The sequence below is a fragment of the Allobosea sp. P1_B10 genome, assembly GCF_056406735.1.
Window position 1 is genome coordinate 224172 of record NZ_JBFTZP010000001.1, and the last position, 21020, is coordinate 245191.

Consider the following 21020-nt stretch of genomic DNA (forward strand, 5'->3'; position numbering starts at 1 on the left):
TGGGCACAGCCCGGCCTGCGTCCAAGCCAAATGATGGGCAAGCTCGATTGACGGACGCCGCAGCGCATTCCAAAGCTGCACGCCATGCTCAAGACACCGCACGCCGCCCTGAACCCCGACCTTCTCGACACCGGCACGCCGCCGATCCCGCAAGCGCAAGGCTGGGCCCAAGCCTATGATGGCAGCGTCGGCCCGCTGATCAACCTGTCCCAGGCCGTACCGGGCTCGGCTCCGCCTCAGGAACTGCTGCAGCGGCTGGGCGAGGCCGCAAGCCTGCCCGACAACACGCGCTATGGCGCCATCACCGGCGACATCGGGCTTCGCGAAACCTACGCCGCCGAGATCGCGCGCTTCTACGGCGCATCGTTCCAGAGCTCCGAGATCGCGATTACCTCCGGCTGCAACCAGGCTTATGTCATCACGATGATGGCGCTGGCGCGCGCCGGCGACAATGTGCTGCTTCCCACGCCCTGGTACTTCAATCACGAGATGACGCTGACCATGCTCGGCGTCGAGCCGCGTCCCCTGCCCTGCGACCCCGCCAACGGCTTTGTGCCCGACGTGGCCGATACGGAACGGCTGATCGACGCACGCACGCGCGCCATTGTGCTCGTCACGCCCAACAACCCAACCGGCGCGGTCTACCCACCCGAAACCATCGCCGCCTTCGCCGCTCTCTGCGAGCGGCGGGGAATCTGGCTCGTGCTCGACGAGACCTATCGCGATTTCCTGCCGGCCGAGATGGCGCGGCCCCACGAGTTGTTCTCGGCCAGCGACTGGCAGCGCAGCGTGATCGGGCTCTACAGCTTCTCGAAGGCCTATGCGGTGCCGGGCTGGCGACTGGGAGCGATCACGGCGGGCGAACCTGTCCTCGCCGAGATCGGCAAGGTTCTGGACTGCATCCAGATCAACCCGGTGCGCGCCGGCCAGGCCGCCGTGAGCTGGGCGATCGATGGTATCCGCGAATGGCGCGATGCCAACCGCGTCGAGATCAATGCGCGAGCGGCGTTGTTCCGCGAGGCGATGGCGCCGGTGAACGACTGGCGTGTGCTCTCGGCGGGGGCCTATTTCGCCTATGTCGCACACCCGTTCGCAGACGTACCCGCGGCCGCGGTGGCGCAGAAGCTCGCCCAGGAGCGCGGCGTGCTCGCCTTGCCCGGCCCCTATTTCGGGCCCGAGCAGGAGCAGCATCTGCGGATCGCGATCGCCAATGTCAGCGCCGAACGCATCGCAGGGCTCAGCGAGCGGCTGCAGGGGTTCTCGCTGTAATACAGACCGCGGGCGGTCGCGCCGGCTTGCCCCAGCGGCCGGCAGGTGCTGCCCCCAGTCGTCACGCTCCCGCCCCCACCAGTGAGAGTGCCTATGACGACGACCGATCAAAGGCCCGTGCTTTTCACCGGGGCAACTGGCGGACAGGGCGGCAGCGCGGCCATCGCTGCGCTGAAGAATGGCGTCGTCGTCCGCGCGCTGGCTCGCAACCCCGACAGCGATGCGGCGCGCGCTGGCTGCGGCTGGCGCGGAACTGGTCAAGGGCGACTTCTCTGACCCGGGCTCTCTCGAGGCAGCGCTGAGCGGCGTGCGCGCCGTGTTCTCGATGCAGCAGGACGGCGCCCCGGCCTCGGAGTTCGAGACTGCTCGATGCCGCAGTCGCCGCGGGTGTCGAACAGTATATCCACTCCACCGTCTCGGGTGTGCGCCAGCAGGAAGCCAAGCTCGACACAGATGCGGGCGACATGAAGCAGGACTATTGGCGCTCGAAAGTCGGCCAGGAGCGCGGCGTCCGCGGCACCCCGTTCCGGTACCGCACCTATCTTCGGCCGTCGCTGATCATCGACAACATGGTGCTGCGTGCTCAGTTTCTGTATCCGCGCCTGAGTGCGCAAGGTGACCTGCTCATCGCGATGGCACCCGAGCACAAGGTGTCGTTCGTCTACTATGATACGATCGGGCGGGTGGCGGCTGCGGCCTTCGCCGCCCCGGAGCTGTTCAACGCCGCAGAGATCGAGCTCGCCGACGCCTACCTCTCTCACGCGGAGATTGCCGCCACGCTCGCGGACGTCACGGGGAAGCCCGTCACGGTGACGTCTGCCGCCGCCGAGCAGGCGGTCGAGATGGGGCTGCCGCCGCGTGTGGCTCACTCCCACGGATGGCTTACAGATGTAGGCTATCCCGCCCGTCCCGAAATGCTGGCGCCGTATGACGCGGCCCCCCCTCCCGCTCCGGGAGTGGATACAGCGCCATGCCGGCAGGATTGAGATCGGCAGTCTGGCAATCCAGCCCTCCTGATCCGCTTCATCCAGGAACGGACGCAACGCGCATGGTTTGGAGAGCGGCGCAGCATACGCAGGGCCGCGCTCTTCAGCGGAACAGCGCCGCGTAGCGGTCGCGATAGGCCCAGACCAGCAGGCTGCCGAGCACGATCAGGATCACCGCGACCGGCATCCCGCCCGGGTTGATGGCGAAGTGGAACGCAACGATCACGGCCATGATCGGCGACAGCAGGGCCAGGCCAAAGGCCGGTGCGAAATTGAGCAGGAGGCTCAGCGCGCCCACGAGATCGACGGCCTTCATCAGCGGCCAGAAGAAGCCCGAGGTCATCAATGCCTGCTGGAAGACCGTGCCCTGCTCGCTGGTCGGTGGATTGATCAGTCGCGTCCCCGTCGAGAGCCACCAGAATCCGTCGATCGCGCTGGCGAGGAAAATCAGGCCCAGCAAGATGCGCGGCAAGGTTACAAGCAGGATCCTTCGCATCGATTTACTCCCCCGAGCGCTGAAATCGATGTAAATCTGGGCCTAGGCCTTGGGAACTGTCAATCGGGATGACGTCACGACAGAAACGGAGAGCGAGTGGTCCGCGTCACTACTCACGGCGTCGTGACGTGCATCGCTGCCGGATTTGTGGCCTTGCGGTGCGACGCTGGAGTTCGACGAGATGACCGCCGCACCGACAAGACGCACGCTGTTGCGCCTGGCAGGCGCCACATGCCTCGCCGCAGCAGCGGCGTCCGCCGCGAGGGCTGAGGGCGGACCAGTCGCGGCGCCCGCTCCAGGCCCCGGCTTCGCCAGCCTCAGCCCGCTGAGGATCGGAGCCGCGTCGCTTCGGGTGCGCGATCTCGCACGCATGAGCGCATACTACCGGGATGTCATCGGCCTGTCGGTGCTTGCCAGCGGCCTCACCGGCGTCACCCTGGGAACGAGCGCGGGCGCCTTGCTGATGTTGGAGCCCAAGCCCGATGCCGCAATCGAGCCGGCCAGTTCCGCCGGCCTCTTCCACATCGCCTTCCTGATGCCCAGCCGGAAGGATCTTGCGCGCTGGCTGGTGATGATCGCCCGCAACCAGACACCGTTGACCGGCTTTGCCGATCACAGCGTCAGCGAGGCGGTCTATCTGCAGGACCCGGAGGGGAACGGTATCGAGGTCTATGCCGACAGGCCCGCCGAACGCTGGCGCTGGGAAGACGGGCGCGTCGTCATGAGCACGCAGCGGCTCGACGTCGACGATCTGCTGGCGCTGACCGATATCCGCAATAGCGACTATGCCGGTGCTCCCGAGGGTCTTCGCATCGGCCATGTCCACTTGCGCGTCGGGGATGTCGATGTCGGCGACCGCTTCTACCGCGACCTGATCGGGCTGGCGCCAACAAGCCGGCGCGACACGGCGAGCTTCCTGTCGTCAGGCGGCTATCACCATCACCTCGCCCTCAACACCTGGCAGAGCGCAGGAGCCGGCGCGCGCGACATGAGCAAGACCGGGCTGTCCTGGTTCTCGCTGCTGACGGCAGATGGTGACCTGCTGTCGGATCGACAGCAGCGGCTGGCGTCGGCTGGCCTGCCGACGCGACCGGTTTCGGGTGGCTTCGAGAGCGCGGACCCGTGGGGGACCCAGCTGCGCCTGCTACAGGGCTGACGCCCTCACATCGTGGCGCCGATCTGCCAGGGCACGAATTCGGCGTCGCCATAACCGAGCTGCTCGGATTTCGAGCGCTCGCCCGAGGCAACCTTCAGCAGCGTCTCGAAGATCTCGCGCCCCTTGGCCTCCAGTGTGACGCCGTCGAGGATGTCGCCGCAGTTGATGTCCATGTCGTCGATCATCTTCTCGTAGATCGGCGTATTGGTCGCGAGCTTCACCGAAGGCGTGGGCTTGCAGCCATAGGCCGAGCCGCGACCGGTGGTGAAGGCGAGGATGTTGGCGCCGCCCGCCACCTGCCCTGTCGCCGCGACGGGGTCGTAGCCGGGCGTGTCCATGTAGACAAAGCCCTTGTCCTTGACCTGCTCGGCGTAGTGATAGACCGCCGCCAGCGTCTTGGTGCCACCCTTCGCGGCGGCGCCCAGCGACTTCTCGAGGATCGTGGTGAGACCGCCGGCCTTGTTGCCGGGCGACGGGTTGTTGTTCATGTCCATCCGGGCGCGGGCGGTATAGTCCTCCCACCACTTGATGATGCCGACGAGTTTTTCGCCGGTCTCGCGGGTCGCGGCGCGGCGGGTCAGCAGGTGCTCGGCGCCGTAGATTTCCGGCGTCTCGGAGAGGATCGCGGTACCGCCATGCTCGACGAGGATGTCGACTGCGGCGCCGAGCGCCGGGTTGGCGGTAATGCCGGAATAACCGTCGGAGCCGCCGCATTGCAGGGCCAGCATCAGTTCCGAGGCGGGCACAGTCTCGCGCACGGCCCGGTTGGCGATCGGCAGCATGATCTTCAGCGCATCGATGCCGGCCGCGACCGCCTTCTTGGTGCCACCGGTCTCCTGAATCGTCAGGGTGCGGAAGACATCGCTCTCCTCGACGCCATAGGCGTCCTTCATGCGCTTGATCTGGAACCCTTCACAGCCGAGGCCGACGACGAGCACCGCCGCCATGTTCGGGTTGCAGGCATAGCCCCAGGTGGTGCGCTTCAGCACCTCAAAACTCTCGCCATTGTAGTCGATACCGCAGCCGGTCCCGTGCGTCAGCGCGATGACGCCGTCGACATTGGGATAGTCGGCGAGGATGCCGGAGCGCTTGACCTCCTCGGCCATGAAGCGCGCGGCCGAGGCCGAGCAGTTCACCGACGTCAGGATGCCGACATAGTTGCGGGTTCCAGCCTTGCCGTCCTTGCGGCGGAAGCCTTCGAAAGTAGCCTGCTGCTCGACGGGCAGCACGAATTCGGGCTTGGCCTCGGCGCAATAGTCATAGTCGCGCTCGAAGGCATGGAAGCCGGTGTTGTGCTCGTGGACCCAATCGCCAGGCAGGATGTCCTGCGTCGCGAAGCCGATGATCTGGCCGAACTTACGGATAGGCTGGTCCTTGGCGATCAGGCTGAGAGCCAGCTTGTGGCCACGCGGAATGCGCTTGAGCGCGGTCACGCCATTGACGGTGACGCCGACATCGACGGGATCGACCGCGACAGCGACATTGTCGGCGCCGTTCAGCTTGAGGGTGCGCGGCGGGATCGCTTTGTCGAGCATCGGCGGGACCATCGGTTCGGTGACGCTGCGAAGCCGCAGCATCAAACAAATGCGCCATCGCGGCCCAGTTTTCAATCGGTTGAAACAGAGGAGCCGGATTGCCTCTGTCGCACGCAAAGAAAAAGCCCGGCCGAAGCCGGGCTTTCCCTAACGCGAACGTAACTCACAGAGCCTGCAACACCCGAAGGTGTGCGGCCTCACGCGGATCCGTTCACTTGGTGGCCGGAACGGCCTTGGCGACGATGCCTTCGAACGGCTTGTAGGCGTCCTTGGCGAGAGCGGTGTAGAGCTCGCCCATCTTGGTCATCTGAGCGACGGCGCCCTCGAAAGCGGTCTTGATGTAGTCGGCCTGGATCTCGATGGCCTTATCCAGCGTCTTCACGCCGGAGAGCTTCTCGATCGTGGCAGTGCCGGCCTCGAAGGACTTTTTGGCGTAGTCGGTGGCTTCGGTGGCGATGGTCTGCACGCCCTTGGAGGTGACGCCGAAGGCCTTCAGGGCCGCATCGACGTTCTCTTTGGAAGCCTTCTGGATGGTGTCGAACTGCTGGATCATGTGCGTTCCCTCGACACGAAACGTGCCGCCTGTGCTGACGAGCCACGAAGGCCCAGGTTTCTCGTCCTCAAGGTCTGATGAAGCTTCATCACCGGGACTACCCTCATATTGTGCACCGCAACATAAATGTCAAGACGCTCCCGCATTGCAGAAATCGCCGACCGTTCAGTTGCGGATCGTTAGAGTTTTAACGGCTCCGTAACCGCATCGTCCTAACCTCCCTAACTGTGTCCTTCGCGCCACGTTTGTTGACGCGGCGCAGGATCGGGACGTGAGTTCTGTTGAGGCGAGTTGCATGGTTTTTGGTAGCGTTGGTTCCCGGCGCGTGCGTCTTCGCACGCTCGTCGGATTGATCGGCATCGTCACGGTTGCGGCCAGCGTGGTCGCTTCTCCTGCCGAGGCTCGCAAGCGTCGCCACCACAATGCTGGCGGGGGCTATACGCCGCCCTACGCCGCCATGGTCGTGGACGTGAAGAGCGGCCGCACGATGCACGCCGTTAACGAAGACGCGCCGCGCATCCCCGCCTCGCTGACGAAGGTCATGACGCTCTACATGCTCTTCGAGCAGATGGAGCGCGGCCGCTTCACGATGGATTCCGAGCTCAAGGTGTCGAGCTACGCCGCCTCGCAGCCTCCGACCAAGCTCGGCTTGCGTCCCGGCTCCACGATTGCGGTCGAAGACGTCATCAAGAGCATGATCACGCTGTCGGCCAACGATTCCTCCGTGGTCGTCGCCGAGGCCATCGCCGGGTCGGAAGAGGCCTTTGCCGAGATGATGACGCGCAAGGCGCGCGCGCTCGGCATGAGCTCGAGCCGCTTCCACAACCCCCATGGCCTGCCGCACTCGCCGCCGAACCTGACCACTGCGCGCGACCTGACGATCCTGGCCCGCGCGATCCAGGAGCGCTTCCCGCGCTATTTCCCGCTGTTCCAGACCCGCTCCTTCCAGTACGGCCAGCGCACGGTGCGCGGCCATAACCGGCTTCTCGGCCGGATCGAAGGCGTCGACGGCATCAAGACCGGTTACACCCGCGCCTCGGGCTTCAACCTGATGACCTCCGCGAAGCTCGAGGGCCGGCAGATCGTCTCCATCGTGCTCGGCGGCCGTTCGGGTGCCTCGCGCGACAAGATCATGGCCGACCTCGTGGTCGCCAACCTGCCCCGTGCCGCCACCTCCGGCCGCGCCTCGACCATGGTCGCCGAAGCCATCGAGCAGGACGAGCCGCCGCGTCGCCCGGTCGCTGTCGCAGCGCCGCAGCCCGTCGTGACGGCCGCCGCCGCAGAGCCCGCGCCGTTGCCGGTGCCGCGCCCGCGCGTCCAGCAGCCCGAGCAGCAGATCCCGGCCGCAGCCCGCGCCTACACCGCGCTGTCTGCCACCACCACGACGCCGATCGCGCCGCCGCGCCCGATCAATGCCGGTGCTCCCCCGCTTCAGATCTCGAACATGCGCACCGTCACGGCAACCACGACGCCGTCCGCCATGCGCTGGTCGATCGGCGCACCTGCCGTGGACGGCAAGGTCCTGCGCCCGCCGGCGAATGTCGACGTGACCTCGTCGATCGCCAAGGTCGCCGAGCCCGAGGATCAGCCGGTCGCGCAGAAGCTGGCCGAGGCCAGGCCGCAGGACGCCAAGCCCGAGCAGCGCAAAATCGAGTTGCGCCAGCCCGAGAGCGCCCCCGTGGTCGCAGAGAAGAAGCTTGACGGCGGCATCACCGCCCTCGCCAAGGCCGCCGCAGAGCCCAAGGCCACAGAGGTTCGCTCGGCCCCGGCCGTGGCTTCCGGCAAGTGGATCATCCAGCTCGGCGCGACCGATGACGAGGCCAAGGCCAAGGACATCCTGGCCCGCGCCCGCTCCAAGGCCTCCGGCCCGCTCGCTGTCGCCTCCGGCTTCACCGAGAAGGTCGAGAAGGGTGGCGCCACGCTCTTCCGTGCACGCTTCGCCGGCTTCGACGACTCCAAGGACGCCAACATCGCCTGCGCCAAACTGAAGCGCGACGGTTTCGCCTGCTTCGCGACGCGCGGCTGAGCCTCACGGGAAAGGTCGGAACGTCCCCATGATACACCCCCTCTCCCAGCCCTTCACGTCACTTCAGAAGGACGTCCTTGGCCTGATTGACGCGAGCGGCCAGGCCGCTGGAGCCGCCGGCATCCGGATGAATCCGCTTCATCAGGCTCCGATGGGCATCGCGGATCGCGGCCTCGCCCGCCCCCGGCTGAAGCCCCAGGATCTCGTAGGCCTCCTGCTGCGACATCGCGCCCGCGCTCGACGCGCCGCCCTGCCCCGCGTGAGCGTGACGGTCTGCGTCTTCACGCCAGCCGGGCGTCCGGCGGTCGAGATATGCCTCTAGCAGGCGCGAACCCTCTGGATCACGCGCCAGGCATTCGCGCATCAGCGTCGCGATCTCTGGCAGGCTAAGACTGTCGAGGTCGCGTCCGGCATAGGCACCGCCAGTGACCTGTCCGGTCATCCCGCCGCTGTCATGGTCGAGTTCCATGGCCAACATCGCGGAGGCGACCTTCGAGCGTTTGCCTGCTGTCTCGATCTTGTCATTGCCCCACGGAAACCGGATGCCACCTGGACCATAGGCGCTCCAGCCCAGCAGCCAGGCGCCGACGCCGCCGACGAAGATCGCCATGTCGAGGCGGCCGCGCAGCATCAGGAGCCCGGCCACGCCGAGCGCGACGATGCCGCCGCCCGTCTTCACAGCCTTGGCCAGCAGTTTCGGATTGGCGCTGGCGAAGATTTTCGACGCCCACCAGATCACGATGACGACGGCGACACCGAAGAGCAACGTCACCGTGAAGCCCTCCCGGCGCCGTCGATCGAACCGAGCAGGCCTTTGACGGCGGGGCTTGCGCCGGCGAGTTTAAACAATGCCTCGCGCCCGCCGCTGGCGTAGGCCGCAGCGCCGCGCAGCAGATCCAGCAGCGAGCCCGGCGCATTGACGTCGAAGCGGGCATGAGCCCCGCCGGTCAGCCGTGCCATCATCGCGAAAGCAGCGCTCGCGGCGGGATCGTGCCCCTCCTGGAACAGGAAGCCACGGATGCCGCGCAGGCCCAGTTCACCGGCAAGCGCCGCGAGCGCATCGGCATCCTCCTCCATGGCGTCGCCGACCAGCACGAAAGCGCGCAGGGGCACCGCGTTGGCCTCGTCACGGACGTGCTTGAGCACCCGCGCGATCTGGGTCTGGCCGCCTACGCACTGGATCTTCTGCATCATGCCCTTCAGTCGCTGGGGCTCGCCGACCCAGCCCGAGGCCCGGCATTCCGCCAGACCGCGAAAATAGACCAGTTGCACGGCCAGCCCGCCGGTTGCCGCCGCGACCTCGAACATGCGGCCCTGCAGAGAGCAGGCGAGGTCCCAACTCGGCTGGCGACTCATCGTGGCGTCCAGCGCGAAGACAAGTCGCCCGGCCTCGCCTGTCGCCAGCGGCGCGAGCTGGCGCGCGGCACCCAGAAAGCGATCGATCTCGCCAGGCGCGGAGCGGCCCGCTACGCCCGTTGCGGCGGCCTTGTCGAGGGAGCGGTTGGTCTTGTCGGTCATGGAGCCTTCGTGAGTAGAACAGCGGCCGGCGCGGCATCTCTGATATTGGCCATCGGCGGCGCATTTGCTACCCGTCCCCGCGAACGCCCAACATCGAACTCAGCCCGGCTGAGAGCTCACACGAAAGAAGCGCCATGTCCGGTATCGCGGTTTTCGAAACGGTTGCTGCCATGCGCGAGGCGGTCGCCGGCTGGCACGCGTCCGGGGACAAGGTTGCGCTGGTGCCGACCATGGGCGCGCTCCATGCCGGTCATATCGCGCTGGTGAAGGAGGCGCAGAAGCATGCAAGGCGGGTGATCACCTCGATCTTCGTCAACCCGACGCAGTTCGCGCCGCATGAGGATTTCAAGAAGTACCCGCGCACCTTCGACAGTGACTGCGCCATGCTCGCCGAATCCGGCGGCGACGCGGTGTTCTTCCCGCCCGTCGAGGAGATGTATCCCGCCGGCTTCGCGACCCGCATCCTGCTGCTGGGCCCGGCTGCGGTGGGGCTGGACGACCGGTTCCGGCCAACTCATTTCGAAGGCGTGGCAACGGTTTGCGCAAAGCTGTTCACGCAGAGCCGCGCCGATTTCGCGGTGTTTGGCGAGAAGGACTACCAGCAGCTCAAGGTGGTGACCCGCATGGCCGCCGACCTCGATCTCGGAATCGAGATCGTGCCGCTGCCGACCTTCCGCGAGGCCGATGGGTTAGCGATGTCCTCGCGCAACCGCTACCTTTCGGCCGAGCATCGCGCGCTGGCGCCACTGCTGCACGAGGTCATGCAGACGCTGGCGGCGCGGCTGCGCAACCGAGACGATCTCTTCAAGGCGGTCACCGACGCGCAGGGCGCGATCATCTCGGCCGGCTTCGAGCTGGACTATCTCGAGGCGCGGCACGCCGAGACGCTGGCGCCGATCACCTCGCTCGCCGATGGGCCAATCCGCATTCTGGTGGCGGCGCGGATCGGCGGGACCCGACTGATCGACAATATCGGCGTGTAACGCGCCTCCTAGGCCAGCTCATCGTCATTGCGAGCGAAGCGGAAGCAATCCAGGGTACGTAGAGCGCTGCCGCTCCTGGATTGCCTCGTTTCGCTCGCAATGACGGTTTGGCTCACAACAATCCCAGCTCGGCCAGTTCCCGCCGCATCTCCTCGGGCATGATGCCGAGGTCGCCGCTGCGGCTGGAGATGTCCCGCGGCTTGTCCTTGTCGGCGAGATAGCGCCAGCCCTGGAACGGGCGGCAGGGACGCGGCTCGACCGCGACCACGACCGGCTCGAGCACGAGATGGCAGCGGCCGATGCCGTCGCTGTCCGTGAACGGCCTGATTTCCAGCAGGCGCTGCCGGGCCGATATCTGGCCCTTGATCACCCAATACAGCGAACCGTCGTCGACGAGCTCCTCGACGCGCTTGGGCACCATCCGGGTTGTGTGCGTCTGCTCCTCGGCGCGGCCGGAGCGGCGGCGCAGCAATTGCTGTTCCTCGATCCATTCCTCGAGATCGCTGATCGATTCGGCGCCGACGCAGAGCTTGAGCATATGAAGCGACATGGCCGCCAACTTACTGCGGGCTGGGCAACCCGGCCAGCACCTGCGACGTTTCTCCACAGACGTGACGGCCGCTCAGTGCGGCTGTACTCAAATCCATGAGGAGATCTGGACCGATGCGCGGACTTTCAGGCAAGGCCATTCTCGTCACCGGCGCGACGAGTGGGATCGGCTACGCGATGGCCGAGCGCCTCGTCTCCGAGGGAGCCAAGGTTGTCATCCACGGGCGCGAGCAGGCAGAGGTCGATGCAGCCTGTCGCCACCTCGGCGCGGCTACGCACGGCGTCACGGGAGACCTCGCCGACCCCGCAACCGCCCAGGCGATCGTTGACGCCACGGTGAAAGCCTTCGGGCGCATCGACGGGCTCGTCAACAATGCCGGCATCTATCCCCGCGGCGTGCTCGGCGAGACGACGGCCGTCTTCTTCGACCACATGTTCGCGATCAACACGCGGGCCCCCCTGCTCTGCGCGGAGGCCGCGATCCGCGCCTTCCGCCTGCAGAAATCGCCCGGCGCCATCGTCACGGTCGGCTCGATCAATGCCTATTGCGGGCTCTCGAACCTGACGGTCTATTCGATGTCGAAGGGAGCGCTGATGACGATGACGCGCAACCTCGCCAACACGCTCGGGCCCGAACTCATCCGCGTCAACCAGCTCAATGTCGGCTGGACCTTCACCGCCAACGAGGACGCCACGCAGCAGCGCGAGGGCCGCAAGCCCGGCTGGCAGAACGCGGTGCCGCTGCGCAACGCGCCGTCGGGCCAGATCATGCAGCCGGAAGAGGTCGCGTCGCACACCGCATTCTGGCTCTCGGAGGAAAGCGCGCCGGTCTCAGGGCAGATCTACGAGGTCGAGCAGTTCCCGATCATCGGCCGGGATTGAGCCCTCGCCGTCATTGCGAGGAGCGCAGCGACGAAGCAATCCAGGAGTGCAGGGCGCTACGTCCCCTGGATTGCTTCGCTTTGCTCGCAATGACGGTGTTTGCTCAGGCTGATACTACTCGCCCAGCACCACGACCTTCGCGCCCTCGGCCACCTGAGCGCCGGGCTCGCCCACGACCTCCGTGACGGTGCCGTCGCGCGGGGCGGTCAGGACGTGTTCCATCTTCATGGCCTCGACGATGGCCAGGCGCTGGCCCTTCAGCACGGTCTCGCCGACGGCAACGAAAAGCGCGATCAGCTTGCCATGCATCGGCGCCTTGATGACGCCGCCGGAGCCGCCCGCCGCATCGAGATCGACGCTGAACGGATCGAACAACGAAACCGCCGTCTGCCGGCCATTATGCAACGCGAGGAAAACGCCGCGCTCGGCCTCGGCCAGCGCGATCTCGTGCTCGCCCTCGTCGATCTCGTGGCCGGGCAGGCTGACGCGAGCGCCCTCCTCATGCCATTCGATCTGCGCCTCGACGCGCTCGCCATCGACCAGCAGCGGCAGGCCGAGCACCGGGCGCGGCATCAGCGAGAAGGCATCCGCCACCAGCCAGGGCGATCGCGCCTCGCCATCGGTGCGCTCCGCTGCCTGGAGGATGCCGGCGAGTTCCCGTTCCTCCTCGAGATGCAGCGCAGCCGCCGCGACCGCCGCGGCATCGAGCGGCTGGGGCTCGGCGCCCAACGCGGAGATGTTGCGCTCGATGAAGCCGGTATCGAAGGGCCCCTCGCGAAAGCCTTTGGCCTCGGTCAGCTTCTTGAGGAAAGCGAGGTTGGTACGGGGGCCGGCGACGATGGTTTCGCCCAGCGCCGCGCCGAGCCGGTCGAGCGCCTCGTCGCGCGTTGCGCCATGGGCGATCACCTTCGCGATCATCGGGTCGTAGAACGGCGTGACGGTGTCGCCGGCCTCGACGCCGGTGTCGATGCGGATCCCCTCGCCCTCGGGGAACTGGAGCGCCCAGAGCTTGCCGGTGGACGGCAGAAAACCCTTTTCCGGATCTTCGGCATAGAGCCGGGCCTCGACGGCGTGGCCTGTCGCCGTCACATCCGCCTGGGTAAATCCAAGCGGTTCGCCGGCAGCGACCCTGAGCTGAAGCTCGACGAGATCGAGCCCCGTGATCGCCTCGGTGACGGGATGCTCGACCTGGAGCCGGGTGTTCATCTCCATGAAGTAGAAGCGGTCGGCGCGCAGACCCTCGCGCCCGTCGGCGATGAACTCGACGGTGCCGGCGCCGACATAGCCGACCGCCCTCGCCGCTTCCGTCGCGGCCTTGCCCATGGCGGCGCGGACCTCGTCGGTCATTCCGGGTGCCGGCGCCTCCTCGATCACCTTCTGGTGGCGGCGCTGCAGCGAGCAGTCGCGCTCGTAGAGGTGGACAACATTGCCTAAGCTGTCGCCAAAGATCTGGATTTCGACATGGCGCGGCGAGAGCACGTATTTTTCGACGAGTACACGAGCATCGCCAAAGGCGTTCTGGCCCTCGCGCTGGGCGCTGGTCAGCGCGTCGGCGAAATCCCCGGGGCGATCGACCTTTTTCATGCCCTTGCCGCCGCCGCCCGCGACCGCCTTGATCAGCACGGGGTAGCCGATGCGCTCGGCCTCCTTGGCGAGGAACGCGACATGCTGCTCGGCACCGTGATAGCCCGGCACCACGGGTACGGCCGCCTTCTCGACCAGCGCCTTGGCGGCGTCCTTGAGCCCCATGGCGCGGATGGCGGAGGCCGGCGGCCCGACGAAGACGATGCCCGCAGCCGCGCAGGCATCGGCGAAATCGGCGTTCTCGGAGAGAAATCCGTAGCCTGGGTGGATGCAGGCGGCGCCGGCCTGCTTCGCCACGGCCAGGATTTTGTCGGCGTCGAGATAGCTCTCGCGCGCCGGGGCCGGGCCGATGCGATAGGCCTCGTCGGCCATCTCGACGAAGAGCGCCTCCTCGTCGGCGTCGGAGTAGACGGCGATGGTGCGCAGGCCCAGCCGCCTGGCCGTACGGATCACCCGGCAGGCTATCTCGCCGCGATTGGCGATCAGGATGGAAGGCAGTTTCTGGGCGATCGACATGAGCGGCATCCTGACGAGACGTCTGTGCCTTTATAGCCCGCCGAAGGGCTCTGTCTGCGCCTTGTTGCGCAAATCCGGCTGGGCGGCGGCGCCGGCAGCGGAGTCGCGGACAGAGCGCCAGATCGCCCAGCTCGCCTGGAAACAGATCGCGGCGATGACGATATCGAACAGATATTCCGGCCACCGCACCGGCGCGGCCCGCGCGACCAGCCCGACCAGCGCGAAGCCAGCGGTCGAGACCGCGTCGTTGCGACTTGAAAGCCAGGTCGCCTTGATGACCGGATTCGTCTCGCCCCGGAAGCGCCAGAGCACGCCCACGATGATGAGAGCGATCGCGATGGCGCTGCCGGCCGAGAAGCCCAGCGTCCAGATCTCGATCGGGCGCGGGCTGACGATCTTGTCCCGGAGGTCGTAGAGCGTGTGCAGCCCGGCAATCGCCATGACGGCGCCGATGATAAGCGCCGCCACCCGCTCGGCGCGCGCATCGCGACCGAAGACGATGGCCGCAATCCCATAGAGCGCGATGTCATAGACCCAGTCGACGCCGTCCTTGAACAGCTGCGTATTGCCGATCGCAAGCGCCCAGGCGACCACGCCGATCGCAAAGACGAGAATGCCGAGCGCGATGCCCCAGATGGTGAGCGTGTAGGCGCGGGCAACCCAGGGGTCGGCGCGTTGATCCGCCATCTCCAGGTCCTCCGCATTGCGGGTTCGTCATTGCGAGGAGCGCAGCGACGAAGCAATCCAGGGACCGCGGAACACAGCAGATCTGGATTGCTTCGCTGCGCTCGCAATGACGCGTGACGCTTCAGCCGCGGCCGACGAAGGGCGCCTTGGTAGCCATCACCGTGACGAACAGCACGTTCGCCTCCGGCGGGAGGTTGGCCATGTGCAGTACTGTGGTCGCGACATTGTCGACGTCCATCACCGCCTCGACCTTGTTGGTGCCGTCGGCCTGCGGAACGCCGGTGGTCATGCGCTTGGCCATCTCGGTCAGCGCGTTGCCGATATCGACCTGGCCCACCGCGATGTCGTATTTGCGCCCGTCGAGCGCGGCGGTCTTGGTCAGGCCGGTGATCGCATGCTTGGTCGCCGTGTAGGCCACCGAATTCGGCCTCGGCGCATGGGCCGAGATCGAGCCGTTATTGATGATCCGGCCGCCCATGGGCGATTGCGCCTTCATCAGCTTGAAGGCCTCCTGCGTGCACAGGAAAGGCCCCGTCAGATTGGTATCGACCACCGCCTGCCACTGCGCGAGCGTCAGGTCTTCCAGCATGATCCCGCCGGGCGCATTGACGCCGGCATTGTTGAACAGCACGTCGAGACGGCCGAACGCCTCTTTGGTCTTGGCAAAGAGGTTCTGCACCGAGGCCTGGTCGGTGACATCCGTCGGGACAGCAAGAACCTGCTCCGCCGGAGCGCCGGAGAGCGTGATCGTCTCCTGCAGCGCGTCGGCCCTGCGGCCGGCCAGGACGGTGCGGTAGCCGTCCTTCAGGAATGCGATCGCGACGGCGCGGCCGACGCCCGAACCCGCACCGGTGATGATGGCGACCTTGTTGTGCCCAGACATGCGTATCCTCGTCGTTTTTTGGCTTAACCGTTTTAGATGCGGCGCGACCTTAGCAGCGCGCGCCGGATACGGAACAGGCTTTGACGAGAAGCAGCCTTGCTTTTGCGTGGGCTCAGGCGGGCACCGGCTCGGCGCGTCGATTAAGGCCGAATTCACGGCCTGGGATCGAGGCCAGCAGCGCCTGCGTATAGGCATGCTGCGGATTGCCGAAAACCTCGCCGATAGGCCCGGCCTCGACGACTTCGCCACGGCGCATCACCGCCACGAGATCGCAAACCTGCGCCGCGACGCGCAGGTCATGGGTGATGAACACGATTGAAAGGCCGAGCCTCTCGCGCAAATCTGCCAGAAGCTTCAGCACCTGCGCCTGCACGGAGACATCGAGTGCCGAGACCGGCTCGTCGGCGACCAGCACGTCCGGCTCCAGCGCCAAGGCACGGGCAAGCCCGACACGCTGGCGCTGCCCCCCCGAGAACTCGTGCGGATAGCGATCGGTGGAGGCCGGATCGAGGCCGACGAGCGCGAACAACTCGCGCGCCTTCGCCAGCGCCTCTGCGCGTGGCGTGCCATGGACGATCAGGCCCTGCGCGACGAGTTCGCCGACCTTGCGACGCGGGTTCAGCGAGGCGAAGGGATCCTGGAAGACCATCTGGATATGGCGCGTCTCGGCCCGCATCTCCTCGCGGGTCAGCTTTGCGAGATCGCGGCCGTTGAGGCGTATCTCGCCACTCTCGGGATCTATCAGGCGCACCAAGCAACGTGCCAGCGTCGACTTGCCGGAACCGGACTCGCCGACGATGCCGAGCGTGCCGCCTCTCGGCAGCAGCAGCGAGACGTCCTTGACCGCATGCGTGACGCGCTGTCCGCGTCCCAGGAAACCACCCGTCCGATAGGTCTTGGAGACATGTTCGATCGTCAGGATCGGTTCGGACGACAGCGGACGCGGCGGCGGCGCCTTCAGCGGCGGCACGGCCGCGATCAACTGCCTGGTGTAGGCGTGCTGCGGGTTGTCGAGCACGGCGCTCGTGGTGCCCTGCTCCACCACCCGGCCCTGCCGCATCACGACGACGCGGTCGGCGATCTCGGCGACAACGCCGAAATCATGGGTGATGAACAACACGGCCGTGCCTTTGCGGCGCTGCATGTCGCGGATGAGTTCGAGGATCTGCGCCTGCGTCGTGACGTCCAGCGCAGTGGTGGGCTCGTCGGCGATCAGTACCTTGGGGTCGAGCGCCAGTGCCATGGCGATCATGGCGCGCTGGCGCTGGCCGCCGGAGAGTTCGTGCGGATAGGCCTTCGCCGCCTGGGCGGGATCCGGTATCCGGACCTCCTCCAGCAGTTCGAGCACGCGGGCGGCGATCTCCTTCTTCGAGAGATCGGTGTGAAGTTCGAACATCTCGCCGATCTGGTCGCCGATGCTGCGCAGCGGATTCAGCGCCGTCATCGGCTCCTGGAAGATCATGGCGATGCCGGCGCCGCGGACCTTGCGCATCTCGGCTTCGCCGATCTTGGCGAGATCGCGCCCCTCGAACTGGATGCGGCCGGCGTCGATTTCGACATTGCCCGGCAGCAGCCGCATGATCGCATTGGCGGTCATCGACTTGCCCGAGCCGGACTCGCCGACGACGCAGAGGATCTCGTTGGCCGCGACTGTGAGCGAGACCTCCTGCATGGCATGCGAGCGATCGGCGCCCTTGGGCAGCCTGACGCTGACGGCGTCGAGTTGAAGAATGGCGTTCATCGGCCCTTCAGCCTTGGATTGAGGGCGTCATTGAGGCCCTGCCCGACCAGCGAGACCGCCAGCACCGTGACGAGGATGGCGACGCCGGGAATGGCCGATACATACCACTGCACCCGCAGCACATCGCGGCCGGCGCCGATCAGATTGCCCCAGGAGGCAACGTTGGGGTCCGACAGCTTCAGGAAGGCGAGCGCGCTTTCGAGCAGGATGGCGATAGCCATCACGACCGAGGCGTAGACGATGACCGGCGGCAATGCGTTGGGCAGGATCTCGCCGAAGATCAGCTTTGCATCGCGCAGGCCGAGCGTGCGGCCGGCCTGGACGAATTCGCGGTTGCGCAGCGACAGGAACTCGGCGCGGGTCAGACGGGCCGAGGCCGGCCAGGAGACGATGCCGATCGCCACCGTCACCGTCGTGATCGTCGAGCCGAAGACCGCGACCAGCACCAGCAGAAGGAGGAAGTTCGGCAGGGTCTGGAACGCTTCCGTGACGCGCATCAGCGCGGTGTCGACCCAGCCGCCATAATAGCCGGCCAGCGCGCCCACGGTGATGCCGATCAGGATCGAGATCGCGGTGGCGACCAGGCCGATCAGCAGCGAAATGCGGGCGCCGTGGAAAATCTGCGCAGCGATGTCGCGGCCGGAGTTGTCCGTACCGAGCAGGAAGCGCGGATTGGCGAAGGGCCAGACCAGCGGCCGCCCTGCGAGCGCCAGCGGGTCGCGCGGGTAAAGCCAGCTCGCCGACGCCGCCATGGCGAGCACGCAAAGCAGCAGGAACAGGCCGATAATCGCCGGCGGGCTACGGAAATAGAGCTTGAGGACAGCCATGCTCAGGCCCCCGTCGTGATGCGCGGGTCGAGCCGGGCATAGAGAAGATCGACGATGAAGTTCACGGCGATGACCAGAAGGGCCGACACGAAGACGATGCCGAGCAACGTGTTCAGGTCGCGCTGGATGACGGATTCATAGGCCAGACGGCCGAGCCCCGGCAGCGAGAAGACGCTTTCGACCACCACCGAGCCGCCGAGCATCGTGCCGGCCTGCAGGCCGATCAGCGTCACCATTGGGAGGAGCGCGTTGCGCAGCACGTGCTTCACCACCACGCGGGTCTCGTCCATGCCCTTGGCGCGGGCGGTGCGGACGAAATCGAGGTTCAGGACCTCGAGCATCGAGCCACGCATGATCCGCAGATAGATCGCCATGTAGAACAGCGCGAGCGTCAGCGTCGGCAACACGAGATGCCGGGCGATGTCGAGCGTGCGCGCGAGGCCGGTGAGGCCCACCGTGATGTCCTCGAAGCCGCCGGCCGGCAACCATTGCAGGTAGATCGCGAAGACGACGATCGACATCAGCCCGAACCAGAAGGTCGGCATGGCGTAGAAGACCAGTCCTAGCGTCGAGATCAGCGTGTCGGGCCAGCGGTTGACGCCGCGCGCCGCGACAACGCCCAGGATGATGCCGAAGAAGAAGGCAATCGAAAGCGATGCGATCATCAGCAGGAGCGTTGCAGGCAGACGCTCGGCGATGACAGTTGAAACCGGCTTGCCGTAGATCGCCGAAAAGCCGAGATCGAGCCGCACGAGACGCCAGAGGTAATTCACGAGTTGCGCGCCGACCGAGAGGTCGAGCCCGTAGAACTCGCGCAATTGCTTGGCGGTCGCGGCATCGCCCCCGCCCATCTGCGCCATCAGCGCATCGACGGTATCGCCCGGTGCGAGCTGCAATAGCAGGAACACCCCGATCAGGATCAGGAACAGGGTCGGGATCGAGGCGGCGAGGCGCCGCCCCGCGAGGCTCAGCACACGCATGTCATGCACCGTGTGGGAAATCGGATCGGCACGTTGAAGTCCAAACTAGTCGTGTTCAAGCTGAGATGGGAGCCCTCATCCAGCGAGGGCTCCCAAGGAGAGTGCGCTGCCAAGCGGCCGACGCCGTCATCCCGGACGCAGCGTGACGCAGCGAAGCGGAGATCCTGGATGACAGCGCGGACGTTGCCGCCTTCAGGTGGAGTCGGCGGCTTACTCGGCCAGCCAGAGGTCGTGCCAGGAGCTCGAGCCCCAACGCGGATTGTTGGAATGGTTGCGGGCCTTGGCGGTGATCACCGTCTGGAAGATCTGCTCGATCGGCGTCCAGATCGGCAGCTCGGTGTTGGCGCGGCGCACGAAGTCGCCATAGAGCGCCTTGCGCTTGGCGACGTCGACCTCGGTGGCGGCGTCGTCGATGATCTTGTCGATCGTCGGGTCGGTCCAGTCCCACTGGTTGGTCCAGGGCGCGCCCTTGGGCTGGCCCGAGCGATACCAGACCGTCGTCGAGACCGCCGGGTCATTGCGGTACTGGTGCCAGCCGGTGGCGAGGTCGAAGGCGTGGTCATCATAGACCTGCTTCAGGAAGCCGCCGCCATCGGTGCGCACGACCTCGACCTTGATGCCGACCTCGGCCAGCGATTGCTGGATGAAGGTGGCAAACAGGGTGATGTCCTCGCCCCAGGGCGCAGGCAGCAGCCGCACCGAGAAGCGCGTCCCGCCGGCGCCGGCCTTGAAGCCGGCCTCGTCGAGCAGCTTGGCGGCGAGCGCCTTGTCATAGGGGTACTGCGGGCCGTTGTCGGCCGGGTAGAAGTCGGTCGAGACCGACGGCACCGGGCCGGTGCCGAGCTTGGCGAAGTCGCCCAGGAAGTTCTCGATGAAGAACGGGATGTTCAGCGCATGGGCGATGGCGCGGCGCACGCGGATATCGGCCAGCTCCTTGCGGCGGAAGTTGAACTCGATCGTGTTGGTGCGGGCGTTGCCCTCATTGCCCTTGGTCGAGACGATGAAGCGCGGATCCTTCGACAGGCGCGCGGAGTCCGAGATCGTCAGGCCCGAGAACGGGCTGTAGTTGATTTGGCCGGCTTCCATCTGCGCCGCAGCCGCGGCGCGGTCGGTGACGACGCGCCAGACGATGCGGTCGAGATAGGGCGCGTTCGGCCGCCAGTAATCGGCATTGCGATCGGCGATGACGTGCTGGCCGCGCTCATAGGAGACGAACTTGAACGGGCCGGTGCCGATCGGGGCGAGGTTGGCCGGGTTCTGTCGGATGTCGCCCTTGCCCTCATAGATGTGGCGCGGCGAGACGTAGCCGAGGTCTGGCAACGCGCGCAGCAGCAGGTTGAGCGGCATCGGGCGCTCGTAGCGGAACACGGCGGTCAGCGGATCGGGCGTATCGACGGCGGTGAGGAAGAGCTGCAGCGTGGTGCCGTAGTTCAGGATCTTCTTCCACATCTCCATCGCGGTGAACTGCACGTCCGCCGAGGTGAAGGGCTTGCCGTCATGCCACTTCACACCGGGGCGCAGCTTGAAGGTGATGGTCTTGCCGTCGGGGGTGGTCTCCCAGCTCTCGGCGAGCACGCCGACCGGATTGCCGTTTGCGTCGAGATCGACGAGCTGTTCCTGGATCTTGCCGCCGATGATGTAGACGCCGGTCGATGCCTGGAGGCTGGGGTTCAGCTGGCGCTGCTCGGCGCCGTAATGCACCGTGAAGACGCCGCCCTTGCGCGGCGTTTCCTGCGCGAAGGACCGCATCGGGAAGAGAACGTTCGAGGCGATGGCGGCGCTGGTCAGCAGCGCGGCGCGGCGGGTCATATCCATGGCAGATCTCCTGAAATGGCCCTCGGCGCCGAAT

Annotated in this window: 20 protein-coding genes; 7 read left to right on the forward strand and 13 right to left on the reverse strand. The window is 66.5% G+C overall.

Annotated elements, in window-relative coordinates:
* Nucleotides 1-84 precede the first annotated feature (84 nt).
* From AC1D2L_RS01110 to AC1D2L_RS01120, 3 genes are all read left to right on the forward strand, one after another.
* Nucleotides 85-1269, forward strand: a complete 1185-nt coding sequence (locus tag AC1D2L_RS01110) for an aminotransferase (RefSeq protein ID WP_476843968.1) — start codon at nucleotides 85-87, stop codon at nucleotides 1267-1269.
* 93 nt (nucleotides 1270-1362) lie between these two features.
* Complete coding sequence (locus AC1D2L_RS01115) at nucleotides 1363-1545, forward strand: hypothetical protein (protein ID WP_476843969.1); 183 nt, start codon at nucleotides 1363-1365, stop codon at nucleotides 1543-1545.
* Between the two features lie 86 nt (nucleotides 1546-1631).
* A complete protein-coding gene (locus tag AC1D2L_RS01120) occupies nucleotides 1632-2255 on the forward strand; it encodes an NmrA family NAD(P)-binding protein (RefSeq protein WP_476844650.1) in 624 nt (207 codons plus the stop codon).
* 103 nt (nucleotides 2256-2358) lie between these two features.
* Here the strand turns inward: AC1D2L_RS01120 and AC1D2L_RS01125 are convergent, their stop codons facing one another.
* A complete protein-coding gene (locus AC1D2L_RS01125) occupies nucleotides 2359-2751 on the reverse strand; it encodes a hypothetical protein (protein ID WP_476843970.1) in 393 nt (130 codons plus the stop codon).
* A 181-nt stretch (nucleotides 2752-2932) separates the two neighbouring features.
* On the opposite strand from AC1D2L_RS01125, the gene AC1D2L_RS01130 reads away from it, so the two are divergent.
* On the forward strand, nucleotides 2933-3907 hold the full coding sequence (locus tag AC1D2L_RS01130; RefSeq protein ID WP_476843971.1) for a VOC family protein: 975 nt from the start codon (nucleotides 2933-2935) through the stop codon (nucleotides 3905-3907).
* A 5-nt stretch (nucleotides 3908-3912) separates the two neighbouring features.
* Here AC1D2L_RS01130 and AC1D2L_RS01135 read toward each other — a convergent pair whose 3' ends face one another.
* Nucleotides 3913-5442, reverse strand: coding sequence for a UxaA family hydrolase (locus AC1D2L_RS01135; RefSeq protein WP_476844651.1), 1530 nt, complete (start codon nucleotides 5440-5442; stop codon nucleotides 3913-3915).
* Nucleotides 5443-5653: 211 nt separating this feature from the next.
* A complete protein-coding gene (locus tag AC1D2L_RS01140) occupies nucleotides 5654-5995 on the reverse strand; it encodes a phasin family protein (protein WP_476843972.1) in 342 nt (113 codons plus the stop codon).
* Nucleotides 5996-6320: 325 nt separating this feature from the next.
* On the opposite strand from AC1D2L_RS01140, the gene AC1D2L_RS01145 reads away from it, so the two are divergent.
* Nucleotides 6321-8021, forward strand: coding sequence for an SPOR domain-containing protein (locus tag AC1D2L_RS01145; RefSeq protein WP_476843973.1), 1701 nt, complete (start codon nucleotides 6321-6323; stop codon nucleotides 8019-8021).
* 58 nt (nucleotides 8022-8079) lie between these two features.
* On the opposite strand, the gene AC1D2L_RS01150 is transcribed toward AC1D2L_RS01145, so the two are convergent.
* Nucleotides 8080-8793 carry a DnaJ domain-containing protein gene (locus tag AC1D2L_RS01150; protein WP_476843974.1) on the reverse strand — a complete coding sequence of 238 codons (714 nt, stop codon included), beginning with the start codon at nucleotides 8791-8793 and terminating at the stop codon, nucleotides 8080-8082.
* On the reverse strand, nucleotides 8790-9539 hold the full coding sequence (locus tag AC1D2L_RS01155; protein ID WP_476843975.1) for a VWA domain-containing protein: 750 nt from the start codon (nucleotides 9537-9539) through the stop codon (nucleotides 8790-8792). The genes AC1D2L_RS01150 and AC1D2L_RS01155 overlap by 4 nt, the downstream gene beginning before the upstream one ends.
* 134 nt (nucleotides 9540-9673) lie before the next feature.
* On the opposite strand from AC1D2L_RS01155, the gene panC reads away from it, so the two are divergent.
* Nucleotides 9674-10522: a pantoate--beta-alanine ligase gene (gene panC / locus AC1D2L_RS01160; RefSeq protein WP_476843976.1), complete on the forward strand. Its 849-nt coding sequence runs from the start codon at nucleotides 9674-9676 to the stop codon at nucleotides 10520-10522.
* A 112-nt stretch (nucleotides 10523-10634) separates the two neighbouring features.
* Here the strand turns inward: panC and AC1D2L_RS01165 are convergent, their stop codons facing one another.
* Nucleotides 10635-11072 carry a DUF1489 family protein gene (locus AC1D2L_RS01165; RefSeq protein WP_476843977.1) on the reverse strand — a complete coding sequence of 146 codons (438 nt, stop codon included), beginning with the start codon at nucleotides 11070-11072 and terminating at the stop codon, nucleotides 10635-10637.
* Between the two features lie 113 nt (nucleotides 11073-11185).
* Between AC1D2L_RS01165 and AC1D2L_RS01170 the strand changes: the two genes are divergently transcribed.
* Nucleotides 11186-11953 carry an SDR family NAD(P)-dependent oxidoreductase gene (locus tag AC1D2L_RS01170; protein ID WP_476843978.1) on the forward strand — a complete coding sequence of 256 codons (768 nt, stop codon included), beginning with the start codon at nucleotides 11186-11188 and terminating at the stop codon, nucleotides 11951-11953.
* Nucleotides 11954-12067: 114 nt separating this feature from the next.
* Here AC1D2L_RS01170 and AC1D2L_RS01175 read toward each other — a convergent pair whose 3' ends face one another.
* From AC1D2L_RS01175 to AC1D2L_RS01205, 7 genes are all read right to left on the reverse strand, one after another.
* The gene (locus AC1D2L_RS01175; protein ID WP_476843979.1) at nucleotides 12068-14053 is read right to left on the reverse strand and encodes an acetyl/propionyl/methylcrotonyl-CoA carboxylase subunit alpha; all 1986 of its coding nucleotides are present in this window, start codon (nucleotides 14051-14053) and stop codon (nucleotides 12068-12070) included.
* A gap of 30 nt (nucleotides 14054-14083) precedes the next feature.
* Complete coding sequence (locus AC1D2L_RS01180; RefSeq protein WP_476843980.1) at nucleotides 14084-14740, reverse strand: cation efflux transmembrane domain-containing protein; 657 nt, start codon at nucleotides 14738-14740, stop codon at nucleotides 14084-14086.
* A gap of 121 nt (nucleotides 14741-14861) precedes the next feature.
* Nucleotides 14862-15623 (reverse strand): SDR family oxidoreductase, encoded by a 762-nt coding sequence (locus AC1D2L_RS01185; protein ID WP_476843981.1) that lies wholly within the window; start codon nucleotides 15621-15623, stop codon nucleotides 14862-14864.
* A 112-nt stretch (nucleotides 15624-15735) separates the two neighbouring features.
* Nucleotides 15736-17364 (reverse strand): ABC transporter ATP-binding protein, encoded by a 1629-nt coding sequence (locus AC1D2L_RS01190; RefSeq protein WP_476843982.1) that lies wholly within the window; start codon nucleotides 17362-17364, stop codon nucleotides 15736-15738.
* Entirely contained in the window at nucleotides 17361-18191 is an 831-nt protein-coding gene (locus AC1D2L_RS01195; RefSeq protein WP_476843983.1) for an ABC transporter permease, read from the reverse strand. Before AC1D2L_RS01195 ends, AC1D2L_RS01190 begins: the two co-directional genes overlap by 4 nt.
* A 2-nt stretch (nucleotides 18192-18193) precedes the next feature.
* Nucleotides 18194-19171, reverse strand: coding sequence for an ABC transporter permease (locus AC1D2L_RS01200; RefSeq protein WP_476843984.1), 978 nt, complete (start codon nucleotides 19169-19171; stop codon nucleotides 18194-18196).
* A 210-nt stretch (nucleotides 19172-19381) separates the two neighbouring features.
* Nucleotides 19382-20986, reverse strand: a complete 1605-nt coding sequence (locus AC1D2L_RS01205) for an ABC transporter substrate-binding protein (RefSeq protein ID WP_476843985.1) — start codon at nucleotides 20984-20986, stop codon at nucleotides 19382-19384.
* Between the last annotated feature and the right edge of the window lie 34 nt (nucleotides 20987-21020).